This window comes from Synechococcus sp. HIMB2401 (assembly GCF_042883245.1).
In the GTDB taxonomy this organism is placed as follows: Bacteria; Cyanobacteriota; Cyanobacteriia; order PCC-6307; family Cyanobiaceae; genus Parasynechococcus.
Map to the genome: position 1 here is coordinate 151,529 of NZ_JBDJKK010000003.1, position 15,908 is coordinate 167,436.

Genomic DNA, 15,908 nt, shown 5'->3' on the forward strand with positions numbered 1-15,908 from the left:
CGTTCAGAAGGCGCCGGCGGCCGGCATAAGGGTGAGGTCTTCGATCAACTGGTTGCTGGGTTGCAACGCCAGATTCGCCAGTGTTTCTGCCGCCTGATCGACAGAGAGCATGGCACGACGATCGAAATCGCTTTGTACGGTTTCCGCGTCCCACAGTGGTGTGTTCACGGCCCCAAGAGTGAGGGTGCAGGCACGAATGCCATTGCTCCGTTCCTCTTCCGCCAGGCAGCGGGTGAAGCTGGCCAGGGCAGCTTTACTGACGCAATACGCCCCCCATTGAGGGAAGGCATTGCGGGCGGCGTGGCTGCTGATGTTGATCACCAGTCCGCCGTTCTCACGCATGGCGGGAACAACAGCAGAACAAACCTGCATCACGCTGGTGACGTTCAGCTGTAGCAGCCATTGCCAACGCTCAATCGGCATGGCCAATAGATCGCCGGTGTAGGCCGCACCCGCGTTGTTGATCAACACGGAAGGGGTCTCACCCTGCTGCAACAAGCCAGCCATCGCAGCTGCGATGGCATCGGGTTGCGTCAGGTCGATGGCGGCAGAGGCCACAGAAACAGCTTTGGTGCTGAGCTGAGCACTCAGCTGCTCCAGTTGATCAGCGCTGCGGGCGGTGAGCAGCAAATCCCATCCTTGATGAGCCAGAAGCTCAGCAGTTCGGCGACCTATGCCTCGGCTCGCACCTGTGATTAGAGCCGTTGGCAAAAACCGTTAGCAAACCGCGACACTTTAAGCGGCTTTGTCGACATCCTGTGACGTTTTTTCGAGGAACCGTCCCATGGCTCTGAATTTGGAGTAGCGGGCCTCGCGCAGTTGCTGTTCCGTAAGGCTCAGCAGTTGATCGAGGTGACGCTCGATTGCCGCCCGCAGGTTTTCTCCGGCCTCCAATGGTGCCCAGTTGTTGCCGCCGGAGGGCTCCTCAAGCACCTCATCCACCACCCCAAGCTCCAGCAAGTCGCGGCCGGTGATCCTCAAGGCTGCCGCCGCATCAGGCGCTTTGGCCGCATCACGCCAGAGGATGGAGGCGCAGGCCTCAGGGCTGGCCACCGTGTAGACGCTGTGCTCGAACATCAGCAAGCGATCGGCCACCCCGATGCCCAAGGCACCGCCGGATCCACCTTCACCGATCACGGTGGCGATCACCGGAACACGCAAGCGGAACATCTCCCGCAGGTTGACGGCGATCGCTTCACCCTGGCCCTGCTCTTCAGCCTCAAGGCCGGCATAGGCCCCGGGGGTATCGATGAACGTGAGAATCGGCAAGCGGAAGCGATCGGCATGATCCATCAACCGCATGGCTTTGCGGTATCCACCCGGAGCGGCCATCCCGAAATTGCGGGCGACGTTCTCTTTGGTGTCGCGGCCTTTCTGATGGCCGATCAACATCACAGGGCGATCGCCCACCCGGCCGACACCGCCGATCAAGGCCTGATCGTCATTACCACGACGATCTCCGTGCAGTTCAACCCAGTCGTCGCAGAACATCTGGATGAAATCCAGCGTGCTTGGACGCTGCGGATGACGGGCGACCTGAATTTTCTGAGCGGGAGTCAGCCCCTGAAAGATCTCCTGACGGCGACGGGCCGCGAGGCTTTCCAGTTGCTGCAGTTGCTGCGAGACGTCAACTTCCGAATCTCTGGCCAGCTGACGGATCTGCTCAATCTGCTGCTCCAGCTCGACGAGCGGTTTTTCGAACTCAAGCAGGGGGCGACGGGGCATGGCTCTGGCTCTTCGAAGGTCAGGCAGCAGTGGCCTGCAGGTTGGGTTGAAGGTTCAAGGTGCTAAACCCATGGCGCACCGATGCCGCGCCGATGAAATCCATCTTCTCGAGGGTGATGTTGTTGCGCCCCCAGCTGAAGTTGGTATGGCAGCGCTCAAACTCGAGCAGCATGGCTTCGGCAAAGCAGGCAAACATCTGGCGCTGCGGCCGCTCCATCTCGGCGATGGCCATCATCGACCAGCCGATGTCGCGGCAGAACTCAACGATTCCACCCTTGAGAACGTGGATGCCACCACCGGCAACCTTCGTATCAAGGTTCTTGGGGTAGCCCCCATCAATCATCAGACAGGGCTTCTTGAGGCTGTCTTGATCGATCTCAAGGGTGCGGGGCATGCTTGCCACCCAGACGACCACATCGGCCTCAGGCAGGGCCTCATCGAGCGACAGAATCCGGCCACCGCCCAGTTCCTGCTGAAGATCAAGCAGCGGTTGCTGCTGACGCGCCACCAGCAGGAGCTCACCAACTCCGGTGCGTGCCTGCAGCCAACGGCAGACGGCAGAGCCGATATCGCCAGTGGCACCAACAACGGCCACCTTGGCTTTGCTGAGATCAATCCCAAGACTTGGAGCGTTGTTCTCCACCTGACGGCAGATGACCCAGGCCGTGTGGGTGTTTCCGGTGGTGAACCGCTGCCAATCCAGGGTGGTGCTCCGCACCGTCTGGTGCTGGAGCAGGTTGAAATTCTCGAAAATGATCGAGGTGAAGCCACCAAGGGCCGTGATGTTGATGCCCTTCTTCTGAGCGAGTTCCATGGCGTTGAGAACCTTGCGCCGGGCCGTCTTGAAGCGGCTCAGCATCTCGGGAACGAAGCAGGAGTCGATGTAGGCACCCTCGATGGTCGTGCCCACGGGACTGGTGACTTCCACGTGCTCAACGAGCTGCGGAGGTGCACTGCACCAAACATCCAGATCACCGTCGGCGATGTGATCGAACCCGAGTTCCATCGCCTTGCGGCGAGCAGCCTCAAAACTCGTTGAATGTCCGATCAGACCAAACATGTCTTACTGCTGACGTCTCAAAGAACACCTCGAACAATCATGCTCCCATGGCAACCGGTATCGACGGCAACGTGCCTGTCGATAAACCGGCGTTGGATCAAGACCTGAAACGGGTCAAACAGCAAGCGCTGCTGCGGCCATGCGGGCGATGTCGCGGGAAGTGAAACCGATTTCACCCAAAGCTTCCTGGTAAGCGATCAGGAAGTCCTCGATCAGGTCTTCCTTCTCCATGTGGAGGACGGCCGCATCAGCAGCCACGTCTTCCAGCATCGAGCGGATGAGGGGCAGGTTGGCTTTGTTGGCCTCGAACAGCTCGTCCTTGCTGGCCTCGAAGTTGGCCTTCAGCCATTCCTGGCCGTAGTTGAGATGGGTGTATTCGTCCTTCACCACACCCTCAGTGATTTTGCGGGCGAAGGGATCGGCCACAGGGATATAGATGTGATAGGCCGAAATGGCGAATGCTTCGATCAGCAAGGCCTGAATCAGCAGGCAGGTGACCACCTTGCCCTCCTTGAGAGCGGCCTGAAAATTGCCGTGAAGGGGTTCGAAAAACTTCTTGGCGAAGGGAAGATCGGCTTCAACCCCAAGGTTGCGTCCGCAGGAGGTGAAGCCCTTCATGTGCTTCATTTCCATCCGCGCCAGACGCTTGAGTTCCTCGGCCTGTTCGGGGATCAGCGTGCCCAGGGAGATGTAGTTGTCGTGGGCTTCCTGTTCGCCCTCGATCACGATGGCGTTGATCCGGCTGTAGGCGTCTTTGTAGGCCTCGGTTGTGAAATCGGGCAGTGCGTCCTGGCCCTCCAGCACGGGTGCTTCAGGTGCATTGAGGGTCGTCATAGGACGCTGTCCACCACGTTTAGTGGGACTGACAATAACCAGTGCCCCAAGAGTTGGTGACACATGCGTCCAAGGTTCAGGACTTGGGCGTGTTGTTGGACGGTTTGGAGAGAAGGCTTTGCGTGGGTGGCCAGTCACTGGTCAAAAGGGCCTGAAAACGCTCCTGCCAGTGGTTGATCAAGCGATCTTGCAGGCAACGTCCCAGATCAGCGGAGGCCTGGCGCGCATCACCGATCACTCCCGTCGCGCTGAGGTCGTCGGTGAGCCAAGCGCAGGGCGCCGCCCCCTCGAGACTCCAGCCCGCTGGAGGATCCTGCGCGGATCCTGGTGCTGGACGTCCATCAACCGGGCGGGCGGATCCAACCAGCTCTGGGGCCATCTGCAGCATCAAGCTGGTTTCGGCTTGGCCGGCATGAAGTCCATGGGCCAACTCCTGCTCAGGCAACAGATCCGCCAGCCCCTCCACGCCACTCCAGAGGAAGCAGGGCAGAACGGCCAACGACGGACAGCGAGCGCGCAGCTGTCGGGCTGCCACCTGCAGCAAACCGATCTGGCCGCCATGCGCGTTAAACAGAACCAGGCGCTGCACCCCCATCGCCGCCAGCTGCGTGCCCACCTGGTCGACCAGATCCAGAAGCAGAGGAGCTGAAAGGCTGAGGGTGCCGGGAAAGTTCTGGTGCTCAGGCGAAAAGCCGATGGCCTGACACGGCAGTCGCCAAATCGGCAGAGCTGGCTCAAGCCCGCGCAACACGGAATCGAGGATTCCCTCAGCAAAAACAGCGTCCGTCGAAAGCGGCAGTTGGGGGCCGTGTTGCTCACAGGCTCCGAACGGCCAGATCACCGTGGCACCAGGTTGGCTGGCAGCACAGCTGGCCTCGGGCCAGGTCAGCTGATCAAATCGCTTGCGGAGCTGGTCCATGGCGTTGCACAGGAACGGGGGTGCTGATCCCAACCCAGCCTGTCAAAATGAGCGATCGACAAGCCCAATGGTCCATGCCCGCAGCCGGCAGTCCGCAGCCCAACCGCCCCAAGGCACCCAAGCCGGCAGCGACGAAACCGCTGCAGGTGATGCAGATCAACCGCCGCGAGGAGCAGGAAAAGCTGGCTCGTGAAGCGGCTGAAGCACGGGCAGCAGCAGAGGCTGCGGCGGAAAAGGCACGCATCCTTGAGGAACGGGCGGGTCTCGCTACACCACCGCGACCGGTCCAGCAGGACTCCACCTCGTCTCCAGACACGGATGACGACGCTCTGTTCGACATGGGCGGCATGGAAGGCATGACCATGGCCGACCTGATGGGCGCGCCGGATCAACAACCCAAGAAGGAGCAGCGCAATCAGCCGCGCAGCGTGGACGACTTCGATTTCGATGAAGAAGCCTTCCTCGCCGCCCTGGACGAGAACGCTCCGGTGGGCACCACCGGTGAGGTGATCAAGGGCACGGTGATCGGCATCGAAAGCGATGGCGTGTACGTGGATATCGGCGGCAAAGCCCCCGGCTACATGCCCAAGAGCGAGGCGGGCCTGGGCGTGGTGACCAACTTCCGGGAGCGCTTCCCCAAGGGGCTGGAGGTTGAAGTTCTGGTGACCCGTGAGCAGAACGCTGATGGGATGGTCACGATCAGCTGTCGCGCCCTTGAGCTGCGCAAGAGCTGGGACCGGGTGAAGGAACTGGAGAAACAGGGGAAAGTGGTTCAAGTCATCGTCAATGGCTTCAACCGCGGCGGTGTCACCTGCGATCTCGAAGGGCTGCGCGGCTTCATTCCCCGCTCTCAACTCCAAAACGGTGAAAACCACCAGGAGCTCGTGAGCAAGACCCTGGGGGTGGCCTTCATCGAGGTGAATTCGGAGACGCGCAAGCTGGTGCTGTCCGAAAAACGAGCCGCCGTGGCCGAACGCTTCCAAGATCTGGAAGTGGGCCAATTGGTGGAAGGGCAGGTTGCTGCGGTGAAGCCCTACGGCCTGTTCATCGACCTTGGTGGCATCAGCGGACTGCTGCACCAATCAGCCATCACCAATGGCAGCCTGCGCTCGATCCGTGAGGTGTTCGACCAGGGCGACCGCGTTTCGGCCCTGATCACGGAACTGGACCCGGGCCGCGGACGGATCGGCCTCAACACAGCCCTGCTGGAGGGGCCTCCTGGAGAGCTGCTGATCGAAAAAGACAAAGTGATGGCTGAAGCCGCCGATCGCGCCAGCCGCGCCCAAAACACCCTGAAACAGCAGGAGCAATCGGCCGGATGAGCACTGCTGCCCTGACAGCCGCCGAAGACTGGGAACTCGACTTCTACTCCCGACCCATCCTTGAGGCCGATGGCCGCAAGCGTTGGGAACTGCTGATCACCTCCACCCCCGCCGCAACTGGGGATGCAGAGCCATTTCGCTTCGCCAAGGTCTGCCCCTCTGGTGAGGTGAACTCGCTCTGGTTGAGCCAAGCTCTGGCTGAAGCCAAACAGGCATCCGCCAGCGGGGGCTGGGGTTCACCCGTGCGCCTGCGCTGCTGGCGCAGTTCGATGCGCACGATGGTGCAGCGCGCCGCAGCCGAACAAGACCTCGAGGTGATTCCAAGTCGACGCACCTTCGCCCTGCTCGACTGGCTTCAGCAGCGCGAAAGAGAGGTGTATCCCGAGGAGGAGGGCTTCATGGCGGGCCCGCTGGCACCACCGCCGGCGCCTGTTCCAACCCCTCCAGTGCCCCTGCCGGAGGAAGTTCAAGGAGACGCCTGGAGCTGGGCCGCCCTGCCGGCGAGCCTGCTGCTGGAGGCATCGGAATGGCCGATGAGTTTCAGCGGGCTGCTGCCGGTGCCCGATGGCATCGACCCCGAGGCCTCTGTGCCGGGTCTGCGCCTGTTCAGCCAGAGCCGCTCCCTCGCCATGGCGGGCTGGTTGGGGGGTCTGGAACCGGTGCGGATGATCGTTGAAGACCGCCAGCTGGTGCTGGAGGCTGGTCAGGATGACCGCTGGTTGGTGAGCGACCTGGAGCCAGGCGTCGCCGCTGAAATCTCCGAGGCCCTGGCCACTTCGCAGCAGCAGGTGCGGGGCCTGCAATTCATCGCCATCCAGTCCAGCCCCGAAGAACAGACCTTCGGCGGCTTCTGGATGCTGCGGGACATCCCCATGGCCTGATTGCAGGGCTGATGAAAGACGGGCCGTTTGATCGACCAGACAGCCGCTTCAACACGTTGAAGGGCTGGACCTGGATCGGTTGTTACGGGGGCTATTACCTCCAGAGCGATCTGCTGCATGGGCAGGGTTTCGAGCACGGCTTCTTCACCCGGCTCTGGCACGGCCGTGGTCCTGATGAACTGGCGGGGTACGTCAGCGCCGGCATCAGCGTCCACAGGCCCCAGCAGATCCACAGTGGGATCGTGCTGAACGCCAGCGACGCCCCTCAGGATCCCTGGCCTGAGGCCGATGGCCTGGTGAGTGATCGCGGGGGCCAGAGCCTCTGGGTGTGCGGTGCCGACTGCACACCGGTTCTTATCGCGGATCCCGGCACCGGGCATGCCGCGGCCTGTCATGCCGGTTGGCGGGGGGTGGCGGCTGGAATCCTGATCACGGCCCTGGATCGGTTGGTGGAGAGGGGGGCCCGGCGGGAGGATCTGGTGGTTGCCTTGGGCCCGGCCGTCAGCGGCCCCTGCTACCAGGTGGGCGATGAGGTGGTGAAGGCCGTCAGGGCCGCGCTCCCCAACAAGGCTTCCCTGTCCGATGCAGGGGCCCTGCTGCCGGATGAGCAACAGGGGCGGCATCGCCTGGACATTCGAACCGCCGCCAGAGTGCAGCTCCAGGGCGCAGGAATTGCCAGCGAACGGATCGCCCACTGCCCGCTGTGCACCGTCAGTGAGCCCGAGCTGTTCCATTCCTGGCGACGGGATCAGGTGAAAGCCGTTCAGTGGAGCGGAATCGTGGCGCAAGCCCCCGTCTGCAGCTGAAACTCAAACAGGCTTGCTCCCCAGGATCTGAATGGCCAAGGCTTCAGCAGCTCGAATGCCATCGATTCCGGCCGAGAGGATGCCGCCGGCATAGCCCGCCCCTTCACCCGCGGGCACCAGCCCCTTCACATTGAGCGATTCCAACGCCTCATCCCTGGGGATCCGCACGGGCGATGACGTGCGGGTTTCCACGCCGGTGAGCACCGCATCGGGATGGTCATACCCCTTCAACTTGCGGGCAAAGGCCGGCAACGCCTCCCGCAAGGCCTCAACGATGGCAGCAGGGAGCAGGTCATCCAGATCGGCGGGATGCACACCCGGCTGATACGACGCGGCGATGCCACCCAGACGGGTGGAGGGACGGGCCGCCAGGAAATCCTCCAACCGCTGCGCCGGTGCGGCGTAACTGCTCCCTCCAAGCCTGAAGGCGCGCTCCTCCAGCTCCCGTTGCAGAGCAATCCCCGACAGCGGATCCCCGGGGAAGCGTTCAAACGGTGCCAGGTCATCGGCGTCCAGAGCCACAACCAAACCGCTGTTGGCGTTGCGCTCGTTGCGGGAGTGCTGGCTCATGCCATTGGTCACCACCCGGCCTTCCTCCGAGGTGGCACCCACCACAAATCCTCCGGGACACATGCAGAAGCTGTAGACGCAGCGGCCGTTTTCAGCATGGTGAACCAGCTTGTACTCGGCGGCCCCGAGACGCGGATGGCCCGCCGCCTCTCCCCAGCGAGCTGCGTCAATCAGATGCTGCGGATGCTCAATCCGCACACCCACGGAAAACGGTTTGCGCTGCAGCTGCACACCGATCTGCTCCAGCATTTCGAAGCAGTCGCGCGCGGAATGACCGGGAGCCAGCACCAGATGGCGGCAGGGAATCTCCGTTCCATCGGCCAGCACCAAGCCATCGAGTTGATGCGGCTTCCCAGCGCTGCTGTCGCTGAGCTGAAGGCGTGTCACGCGACTGTTGAAACGAACCTCACCGCCTAGGGCTTCAATCCGTGCCCGCAGGCCACGCACCACGGTGGCGAGCTTGAAGGTGCCGATGTGGGGGCGGTGCAGCGTGAGGATCTCCTCGCTGGCACCACAGGCCACCAGCTCCTCCAGCACCTTGCGGCCGTAGTGCTCGGGATCGCTCACCTGGCTGTAGAGCTTGCCGTCGGAGAAGGTGCCGGCTCCGCCCTCACCGAATTGGGCATTGGATTCCGGGTTGAAGGGGCTGGTGCCCCGCCAGAAGCCAAAGGTGTCAGCGGTGCGTTGCTTCACGGCCTGACCCCGTTCCAGCAACAGCGGTCGGAACCCCATCTGTGCCAACAGCAGAGCAGCGAAATAACCGCAGGGACCTGCCCCCACCACCACAGGCCGATCGGCCGCATCCAAGGGGAAGCCATCGGGGGCATGACCCACAGACCGGTAGCGGGTGTCTGGAGCCAGACGCACCCGGCCTTTGTTGCCGATGCGCCGTAACAGGGCGGCTTCACCCTTCACCTGCACATCCACGCTGTAAATCAGCTGAATCCGGTCGCGACGCCGCGCATCAACACTGCGCTTCACCAGGGTCTGACCCAGAAGACGATCCGGCGGAATCCTCAAACGCTTGAGCACCGCCTCCTGCAGCGCTTCCTCCCCATGGTCGAGGGGCAGCTTCAGTTCACTCAGGCGCAGCATCTCGAGGTCGTGTCCCCAGACCTCATTCGATCAGACCGGCCATGGCCTGGCCCGATGGTGCCAGGCCAGCACGAAAGCGGGAATCACTGGCCACTGCCTTCAGACGCAGACGCTCCCCGCGGCGACGCTGATCAAAGGCCTGGCAAATCGGAACGACCTCCTTCTGATCAGGGTCCAACCAACCCATCGCATCGATGTCCCCGTCAGCAGACAACGGCAAGGGTGCTGCATCGGCCAAGGCCAACGTCGCCACTCAGGCTTCGACATGGGATCGGAGGGAAGCAACCCGATCCCCGCAAATTAGGGAGAGGGGTCGGACTCGTCTGGTTTTGTCACAGAGGTCTCAGGCTCACCCTCTGAGCCGCCACCCAACTGGGAGAGCCAACCCGCCAACAGCAAGCCAACACCGATGCCGATGGCCAGGGTGCGGTTCTCAGCTGCGGCGCCCTGCCCCCAGGCCGCTGTGGCCAGAAAGGCACCCCCCAGCAGCAGACAGGGCACCAAGACAATGCCCCGGGCAATGCGGTTATCAGCCATCGACCCCACAGCTGTTGCTGGCCAAACCCGCTGCAATCAAGCCGGTGCTGAGGTCACGCTCAGCACCGATCGGGGTCACCCTGGCCATCAGTTGCCCCTCGCTGGAGCCGACCGGCCGCAGATTGACCTTGCGACGGCGCGGCAGTTCCTGACGCAGCCATGCAGTGGCCTCGGCCTCTTGGCTTGCCTCAACGGCGGAACAGGCCAGGGCAACGGTGTAAGTGCGGTTGTGATCTCCCACCTGCAGCAGGGAACTGCTGCGCACCTGAAGCACCTCTGCTGCCTGCACCGGCACGGCCCAAAGCAGCAGCAGAACGCCGATTAAGACAAGACGAATCAAGAGGTCGGGGCGTTGAGAACCGGCATGGGAGCCGGAAGGCCCACCATTTCAGCATTGCTTTTGCCCGGGGGAACCATCGGATAGCAGTTCTCACCACGACGCACGTGGATGTCGATCAACATCGGGCCGGGGGCCTTGAGGGCCGCCTCGAGATCACGCTTCAACGAGTCCCGCTCGCGGATGTGCACGCCGTCCACACCGAAGGAGCGGGCGAGAGCCACGAAGTCCGGCATGCCATTGAGCATGTCGGAGGCGGAATAACGCTCCTCGTAGAAGCTCTCCTGCCACTGACGCACCATGCCCTGCCAGTGGTTATTGACGATCACCACCTTCACCGGAAGGCCATAGGCCGCCAGGGTTCCCAACTCCTGGATGTTCATCAGGATGCTGGCGTCACCCGCGATGCACACCACCTGACGATCGGGGCACGCCACCTGGGCGCCCATGGCGGCCGGCATGCCGAAGCCCATGGTGCCTAGGCCTGCACTGCTGATCCAGCCCCGGGGCCCATTGCGCAGGTACTGGGCCGCCCACATCTGGTGCTGGCCCACGTCCGTGGTGACGATGGCATTCGGTGCCAGCTCGCGAACGGCCAGCAGCACCTCCTGGGGGAAGAGGGGGCCTTCGGTAGGAGGCACGGTGAGGGGATAGGTCTGTTTCCACTCGGCGATGCGCGCCAACCAAGGGGCCGTGCGGGGTTGCACCTGCTGCTGCAGGCACAGCTCCACCAAGCGCGCCACGCTCAGGCCCAGATCACCCAGCACCGCCACATCGGGGCGACGGGTCTTGCCGATTTCGGCCGGGTCAATCTCAAAGTGGATCACCCGGGCCCGGGGGGCGAAGGTGTCGAGCTTTCCAGTCACCCGATCATCAAAACGGGCGCCAACAGCAATCAGCAGATCGCATTCGGTGACGGCGAAGTTGGCATAGGCCGTGCCGTGCATGCCGAGCATGCCCACCGAGAGAGGGTCGTTTTCATCGAAGGCACCCTTGCCCATCAAGGTGGTGGTGACAGGGATCTGATAGCGCTCAGCGATCACCCGCAGGCTGTCGTGAGCACCGGCTGAGATCGCACCACCGCCCACGTAGAGCAGCGGACGCTCCGCCTCGGCGATCAGCTCAAGCGCCGAGAGGATCGGTTCATCCCGGGGGGGCTGAGGCTTGCGGAAGCCTTTGGGAACAATCGATCCGGGCTCAACCGGCACGTAATCGAACATCTCCTGGCCAACATCCTTCGGGATGTCGATCAGCACGGGGCCCGGACGACCACTGGCTGCTATCAGGAAGGCCTGGGCAACGATGGAGGCGAGATCAGCCGGATCGCGCACCACCCAGGAATGTTTCACGATCGGCAGGGTGATGCCGAAGATGTCGGTCTCCTGGAATGCATCGGTGCCAATCGCCGGACGCGGCACCTGACCGGTGATCACCACCATGGGCACCGAGTCCATCTGGGCGGTGGCAATGCCGGTCACCAGATTGGTGGCACCCGGCCCCGACGTGCCGAAGCAAACGCCCACCTTGCCGGTGGCACGCGCGTAGGCATCGGCCGCGTGGGTGCCGGCCTGCTCATGCCGCACCAGGATGTGCTTCACCCAACCCTCGCTCTCGGCGATGTGGAGTGCGTCGTAGATCGGGAGAATCGCGCCGCCGGGGTAGCCGAAAATCGTGTCGACGCCATGGCGCCGCAACGCATCCATCAGGGCTGTCGCCCCAGACATTCTCTGGCCACCGTGACCGGCCTGCTGCCCAGTGACGGCCGAAGACGCTGAGGTGAGAGTCACAGAGGCGACGGGTCAATGACCCCCAAGGTTAAGGGCCCGCAGCTCCCCTGGCTTGGTCAGAGCAGGCCGAGGGCATGCAGCGGCCCTTGACCACTGATCAGCTCGAGCAAAAAGGCTGAAAAACCAACCATGGCCAGACGGCCGTTCCAGACCTCGGAACTGTTGTTCCAACCCCATTCCCACTTCTCCTGGGGATAGAGCTTGACCTTGTTGGGCAGCTCCGCCGCCGCATCGAGACTCACCTCAGGGCCCTGCAGGCTGGTGGCCACGAGATCCGCCAATCCCTCGATGAAGGGGGCATAGGTGTCGAGAGCACGCACCCGACGGAAATTAACCACACCGGCTTCTGTGGCCAACTCCCGGTATTCGATGTCGATTTCCTCAAGCGTCTCGATGTGTTCGCTGACGAAGCTGATCGGCACCACCACCAGATCGTTGGTCTTGGCTTGCCCCAATTCCTCAAGGGCCTCCTCGGTGTAAGGCTTGAGCCACTCCACCGGACCCACACGGCTTTGGTAGGCCAGGGTGAAGGGGTTCTCGTAGCCCATCTGAACGGCCAGCTCCTTCATGATCAAACCGGTGCAGGTTTCGATCTCCTTTTGATAAGGGTCGCCCGCCTCTTCGACGTAGCTCTTCGGCACACCGTGAGCACTGAAGAAGACGTGGGCCTTCGTGGGGTCGTCGCTGTTGCGGACCTCTGCCGCGATCAGCTCGGCCATGGCCTTCACATAGCCCGGGTGATCAAACCAGCTGCGGATGCAGCGAATCGGCAACTTCTCAAAGGCCGGATCCGCCTGACGCAGGCGCTGCAGCTCACGGAAACTGGATCCACTGGTGCTGATCGAGAAATGAGGGTAGAGGGGGAGCACCACCACCTCATCCATGCCATCGGCCTTGATGTCCGCCACAGCGGATTCGGTGAACGGATGCCAGTAGCGCATGGCCACATAGCTGGTGGCATCGATGCCGCGCTGGCGCAGCAAGCTCTGGAGTTCACGGGCCTGCTGCTCGGTGATGCGCCGCAGCGGTGATCCGCCACCGATGGATCGATAGGCCTCCTGCGACTTGCCACTGCGCAGGGTGCTGATCAACCAAGCCAGCGGCTTCTGCAGCGCCGGACTGGGAAGCCGAATGATCTCCGGATCGGCGAACAGGTTGTAGAGAAACGGGCCAACGTCCTGGATCCGCTCCGGGCCACCCAGGTTCAGCAGGACGACACCGACGCGAGACATACCGATCAGAACGGTTTTCGGGGGTTGAGCGTAGCCGCCACGGACGCGATCCTTGGTTCCAACGACACATTTATGGAGCTCAAAAGTGCGCTGGAGACCGCCAATGCGCAGCTGGCGGCACAGGGGTCAGGCCTGCGCATCGAACAGCGGGGTCGGCGGCTGAACCTGCGAGGGTCTCTGCCCTTGCGCGGAGATCCGAGCCGGAACGGCCTGCAACGGATCAGCCTGGGGCTGATGGCCGATGCAGCCGGACTCAATCAGGCCCTCAGCACCGCTGCCCTGGTGCAGTTGCAACTCGAGCAGCGCAGTTTTGATTGGACGCTCTGGTCGGCCTCCTCCTCTGCAGCCACGGCCAGAGGGCGTTCGATCGGAATCCAGGCCGCCATCGAGGGCTTCGAAGCAGCCTTTTTTGCCGACCCGCGCCGACGCCGTTCACCGGCGAGCAGTCGCACCACCTGGACCAGTGCCTACTTGCCCTACCTCCGGCGACTGGCGCGTCAGTGCGGTGATCAGCCGCTGGAGCCAGCGCTGCTGATGCAGACGCTGACCAGTTACGACGACGGCAGCCGCAGCCGGCAGCAATGCGCCACAGCCCTGGCCGCCCTGGCCAAGCACCTGGAGATGCCCTTGCCGGAGGACTGGCGCCAGGAGGCCGGCGGCTATGGCCTGCACCGGGCCCGGTTTCGCCAGCTGCCCACCGATCCGCAGATCCTCGAGGCCGCAGGCCGCATCCCCAATCCACAGTGGCGCCTGGCCTTTGCCCTGATGGCCACCTACGGCCTGCGAAACCACGAGGTGTTCTTCTGCGATTGCTCCTCCCTGGCACCGGGCGGAGATCAGGTGCTGCGGGTGCTGCCCACCACCAAAACCGGTGAGCACCAGAGTTGGCCGTTCCACCCCGACTGGGTCGAGCACTTCGGGTTACAGGAGCTGGCGGAGAATCCGGCCGCTCTGCCAGCCATCCAGACCGATCTGCGGCGCACCACCCTGCAGCAGGTGGGACGGCGGGTGAGTGAGCAGTTCCGCCGCTACGACCTGCCGATTACCCCCTACGACCTGCGCCACGCCTGGGCGGTGCGCACCATTCATGTCGGCCTGCCAGACACCGTCGCCGCCAGGATGATGGGCCACTCGGTGACGATCCACACCCGCACCTATCACCACTGGATCACCCGGCGTGATCAGCAGCAGGCGGTGGATGCAGCCCTGGCCCGGCAACCAGCCTGACAACACCCTGTCTACTTGATTTTCACTTCAACGATGACCTCATTCCTGAGGCCGCTGGCCTACCGCTACCGCTGGATTTACGACACGGTCACGGCGGTGTCGTCGCTGAGTGTTGGCGGGGTGGAGCGCCTGCGGGGCCTCGGGCTCGAGGCGGTGCAGCCCCATCTCAAGCCCGGAGCGTCGGTGTTGGATCTCTGCTGCGGCAGTGGCGAAGCAGCGGCCCCCTGGCTGGCGGCGGGATACGCCGTGACGGGGCTCGATGTCTCCCCCCACGCCCTGGATTTGGCCGCCCAACGCCACCCCAGCCTGGAGCGGGTGGAAGGGCTGGCCGAAGATCCACCCCTGGCCGATGCCAGCTTCAGCGCCATCCAGCTGAGCGTGGCCCTGCACGAATTTCCCCGCAGCGATCGGGAACGGGTGCTGCGCAGTGCCCTGCGGCTGCTGGAACCGGGCGGCTGGTTGGTGCTTGTGGATCTGCATCCAGCCGGACCTTGGCTGAAGCTTCCCCAGCAACTGTTTTGTGCCCTGTTTGAAACCGACACCGCCACCGCCATGCTGGAGGACGACCTCCCTACCGAGCTGGAGCAACTCGGGTTCAGCAGCGTGAGCCAGGAACTGCTGGCGGGTCGGGCCCTGCAACGCATCACGGCCACTCGGCCTCGATAGAACCAACACCCCCTCACCCCATGAGCACGAACGACCTCGATCAATCCGCCGCGGAACTGGGCATGGGGGGCAAGCTCGCCCCAGAAACCGACGATGCCGGTTACCGCAAACGGATGGAGCGGCGCCAGCAGGTGCAGAAGCAACGGGTGGAGGAACGAAATAAGGAGAAGGGGCTGGTGCTGGTGTTCACCGGCCAGGGCAAGGGAAAAACCACCGCCGGGCTTGGGCTGGTGCTGCGCACCCTTGGCCATGGCGAGCGGGTGGCGATTGTTCAATTCATCAAGGGAGGCTGGGAGCCCGGCGAAGCACGGGCACTGCAGGCCTTCGGTGATCAGGTGAGTTGGCATGCCCTGGGGGAAGGCTTCACCTGGGAAACCCAGAACCGAGAGCGGGATCAGCAACTGGTGGAGGCGGCCTGGCAGACGGCCCTGGGATATCTGCGCGATGCCAGCGTGAAATTGGTGCTGCTCGACGAACTGAACGTGGCCTTGAAACTGGGCTACATCGAGGCCCATACGGTGATCGCCGGATTGAACGAGCGACCGGAGCTCACCCACGTGGCGGTGACCGGCCGAGGTGCACCAGCCGAGCTTGTGGAGCGGGCCGATCTGGTGACGGAGATGACCCTGGTGCACCACCCTTTCCGCGAACAGGGGGTGAAGGCCCAGGCAGGCATCGAGTTTTAGAGGTTGAACCTGCCGACCTCAGGCCGCTTCAGCCGCCTCGAGATCATCCTGAAGATGACGGGTGGCAGCGGTAAGCACCGAAAGCCCACTCACCAACAGAGCGCGATGCACCACCGGTTCACGCCAGCAGTCGGGATCCTGACTGGCCCGCTCCAGAGCTGAAAGCGTGAGACGGGCCATCACACCACTTTGGGTGGCATCGGTCTCTGGCATCAAACAGCCGC

Annotated in this window: 18 protein-coding genes; 6 read left to right on the forward strand and 12 right to left on the reverse strand. The window is 63.2% G+C overall.

Features of this window, described 5'->3' with window-relative positions; translation table 11 throughout:
• Nucleotides 1-3: 3 nt before the first annotated feature.
• The 5 genes from AAXE93_RS08795 to AAXE93_RS08815 form a co-directional block, all read right to left on the reverse strand.
• Nucleotides 4-711: an SDR family oxidoreductase gene (locus tag AAXE93_RS08795; protein WP_390130028.1), complete on the reverse strand. Its 708-nt coding sequence runs from the start codon at nucleotides 709-711 to the stop codon at nucleotides 4-6.
• A gap of 24 nt (nucleotides 712-735) precedes the next feature.
• On the reverse strand, nucleotides 736-1,725 hold the full coding sequence (locus AAXE93_RS08800; protein ID WP_390130031.1) for an acetyl-CoA carboxylase carboxyltransferase subunit alpha: 990 nt from the start codon (nucleotides 1,723-1,725) through the stop codon (nucleotides 736-738).
• 19 nt (nucleotides 1,726-1,744) lie between these two features.
• Nucleotides 1,745-2,785, reverse strand: a complete 1,041-nt coding sequence (locus AAXE93_RS08805) for a long-chain acyl-[acyl-carrier-protein] reductase (protein WP_006850195.1) — start codon at nucleotides 2,783-2,785, stop codon at nucleotides 1,745-1,747.
• A 114-nt stretch (nucleotides 2,786-2,899) separates the two neighbouring features.
• Nucleotides 2,900-3,619, reverse strand: coding sequence for an aldehyde oxygenase (deformylating) (locus tag AAXE93_RS08810; protein ID WP_114988527.1), 720 nt, complete (start codon nucleotides 3,617-3,619; stop codon nucleotides 2,900-2,902).
• 76 nt (nucleotides 3,620-3,695) lie between these two features.
• Nucleotides 3,696-4,538: a creatininase family protein gene (locus AAXE93_RS08815; protein ID WP_390130034.1), complete on the reverse strand. Its 843-nt coding sequence runs from the start codon at nucleotides 4,536-4,538 to the stop codon at nucleotides 3,696-3,698.
• Nucleotides 4,539-4,612: 74 nt separating this feature from the next.
• On the opposite strand from AAXE93_RS08815, the gene AAXE93_RS08820 reads away from it, so the two are divergent.
• Genes AAXE93_RS08820 through pgeF form a run of 3 tightly spaced genes read left to right on the forward strand, consistent with a single transcriptional unit; the run spans nucleotide 4,613 to nucleotide 7,547 of the window.
• Nucleotides 4,613-5,860, forward strand: coding sequence for a S1 RNA-binding domain-containing protein (locus AAXE93_RS08820; RefSeq protein WP_390130036.1), 1,248 nt, complete (start codon nucleotides 4,613-4,615; stop codon nucleotides 5,858-5,860).
• Nucleotides 5,857-6,741 (forward strand): Tab2/Atab2 family RNA-binding protein, encoded by an 885-nt coding sequence (locus tag AAXE93_RS08825; RefSeq protein WP_115080706.1) that lies wholly within the window; start codon nucleotides 5,857-5,859, stop codon nucleotides 6,739-6,741. Before AAXE93_RS08820 ends, AAXE93_RS08825 begins: the two co-directional genes overlap by 4 nt.
• 11 nt (nucleotides 6,742-6,752) lie before the next feature.
• Nucleotides 6,753-7,547 (forward strand): peptidoglycan editing factor PgeF, encoded by a 795-nt coding sequence (gene pgeF / locus AAXE93_RS08830; RefSeq protein ID WP_390130038.1) that lies wholly within the window; start codon nucleotides 6,753-6,755, stop codon nucleotides 7,545-7,547.
• A gap of 3 nt (nucleotides 7,548-7,550) precedes the next feature.
• On the opposite strand, the gene AAXE93_RS08835 is transcribed toward pgeF, so the two are convergent.
• From AAXE93_RS08835 to hemH, 6 genes are read right to left on the reverse strand one after another with little or no spacing between them, the layout of a single operon-like run.
• Nucleotides 7,551-9,212: an NAD(P)/FAD-dependent oxidoreductase gene (locus AAXE93_RS08835; protein ID WP_390130040.1), complete on the reverse strand. Its 1,662-nt coding sequence runs from the start codon at nucleotides 9,210-9,212 to the stop codon at nucleotides 7,551-7,553.
• Between the two features lie 22 nt (nucleotides 9,213-9,234).
• On the reverse strand, nucleotides 9,235-9,465 hold the full coding sequence (locus tag AAXE93_RS08840) for a hypothetical protein (RefSeq protein ID WP_390130042.1): 231 nt from the start codon (nucleotides 9,463-9,465) through the stop codon (nucleotides 9,235-9,237).
• 47 nt (nucleotides 9,466-9,512) lie between these two features.
• Complete coding sequence (locus tag AAXE93_RS08845; protein ID WP_390130045.1) at nucleotides 9,513-9,749, reverse strand: GIVxVP protein; 237 nt, start codon at nucleotides 9,747-9,749, stop codon at nucleotides 9,513-9,515.
• Nucleotides 9,742-10,089, reverse strand: a complete 348-nt coding sequence (locus AAXE93_RS08850; RefSeq protein WP_390130047.1) for a nuclease — start codon at nucleotides 10,087-10,089, stop codon at nucleotides 9,742-9,744. The genes AAXE93_RS08845 and AAXE93_RS08850 overlap by 8 nt, the downstream gene beginning before the upstream one ends.
• Complete coding sequence (gene ilvB, locus AAXE93_RS08855; protein WP_390130049.1) at nucleotides 10,086-11,873, reverse strand: biosynthetic-type acetolactate synthase large subunit; 1,788 nt, start codon at nucleotides 11,871-11,873, stop codon at nucleotides 10,086-10,088. Before ilvB ends, AAXE93_RS08850 begins: the two co-directional genes overlap by 4 nt.
• A 56-nt stretch (nucleotides 11,874-11,929) precedes the next feature.
• Nucleotides 11,930-13,105, reverse strand: coding sequence for a ferrochelatase (hemH, locus tag AAXE93_RS08860; protein ID WP_390130052.1), 1,176 nt, complete (start codon nucleotides 13,103-13,105; stop codon nucleotides 11,930-11,932).
• A 72-nt stretch (nucleotides 13,106-13,177) separates the two neighbouring features.
• Between hemH and AAXE93_RS08865 the strand changes: the two genes are divergently transcribed.
• From AAXE93_RS08865 to cobO, 3 genes are read left to right on the forward strand one after another with little or no spacing between them, the layout of a single operon-like run.
• The gene (locus AAXE93_RS08865; RefSeq protein ID WP_390130054.1) at nucleotides 13,178-14,332 is read left to right on the forward strand and encodes a site-specific integrase; all 1,155 of its coding nucleotides are present in this window, start codon (nucleotides 13,178-13,180) and stop codon (nucleotides 14,330-14,332) included.
• Nucleotides 14,333-14,365: 33 nt separating this feature from the next.
• Nucleotides 14,366-14,998, forward strand: coding sequence for a class I SAM-dependent methyltransferase (locus AAXE93_RS08870; RefSeq protein WP_390130057.1), 633 nt, complete (start codon nucleotides 14,366-14,368; stop codon nucleotides 14,996-14,998).
• Nucleotides 14,999-15,018: 20 nt separating this feature from the next.
• Complete coding sequence (gene cobO / locus AAXE93_RS08875) at nucleotides 15,019-15,684, forward strand: cob(I)yrinic acid a,c-diamide adenosyltransferase (RefSeq protein ID WP_186541976.1); 666 nt, start codon at nucleotides 15,019-15,021, stop codon at nucleotides 15,682-15,684.
• Nucleotides 15,685-15,702: 18 nt separating this feature from the next.
• Here cobO and AAXE93_RS08880 read toward each other — a convergent pair whose 3' ends face one another.
• On the reverse strand, nucleotides 15,703-15,897 hold the full coding sequence (locus tag AAXE93_RS08880; RefSeq protein ID WP_114988539.1) for a hypothetical protein: 195 nt from the start codon (nucleotides 15,895-15,897) through the stop codon (nucleotides 15,703-15,705).
• Nucleotides 15,898-15,908 lie beyond the last annotated feature (11 nt).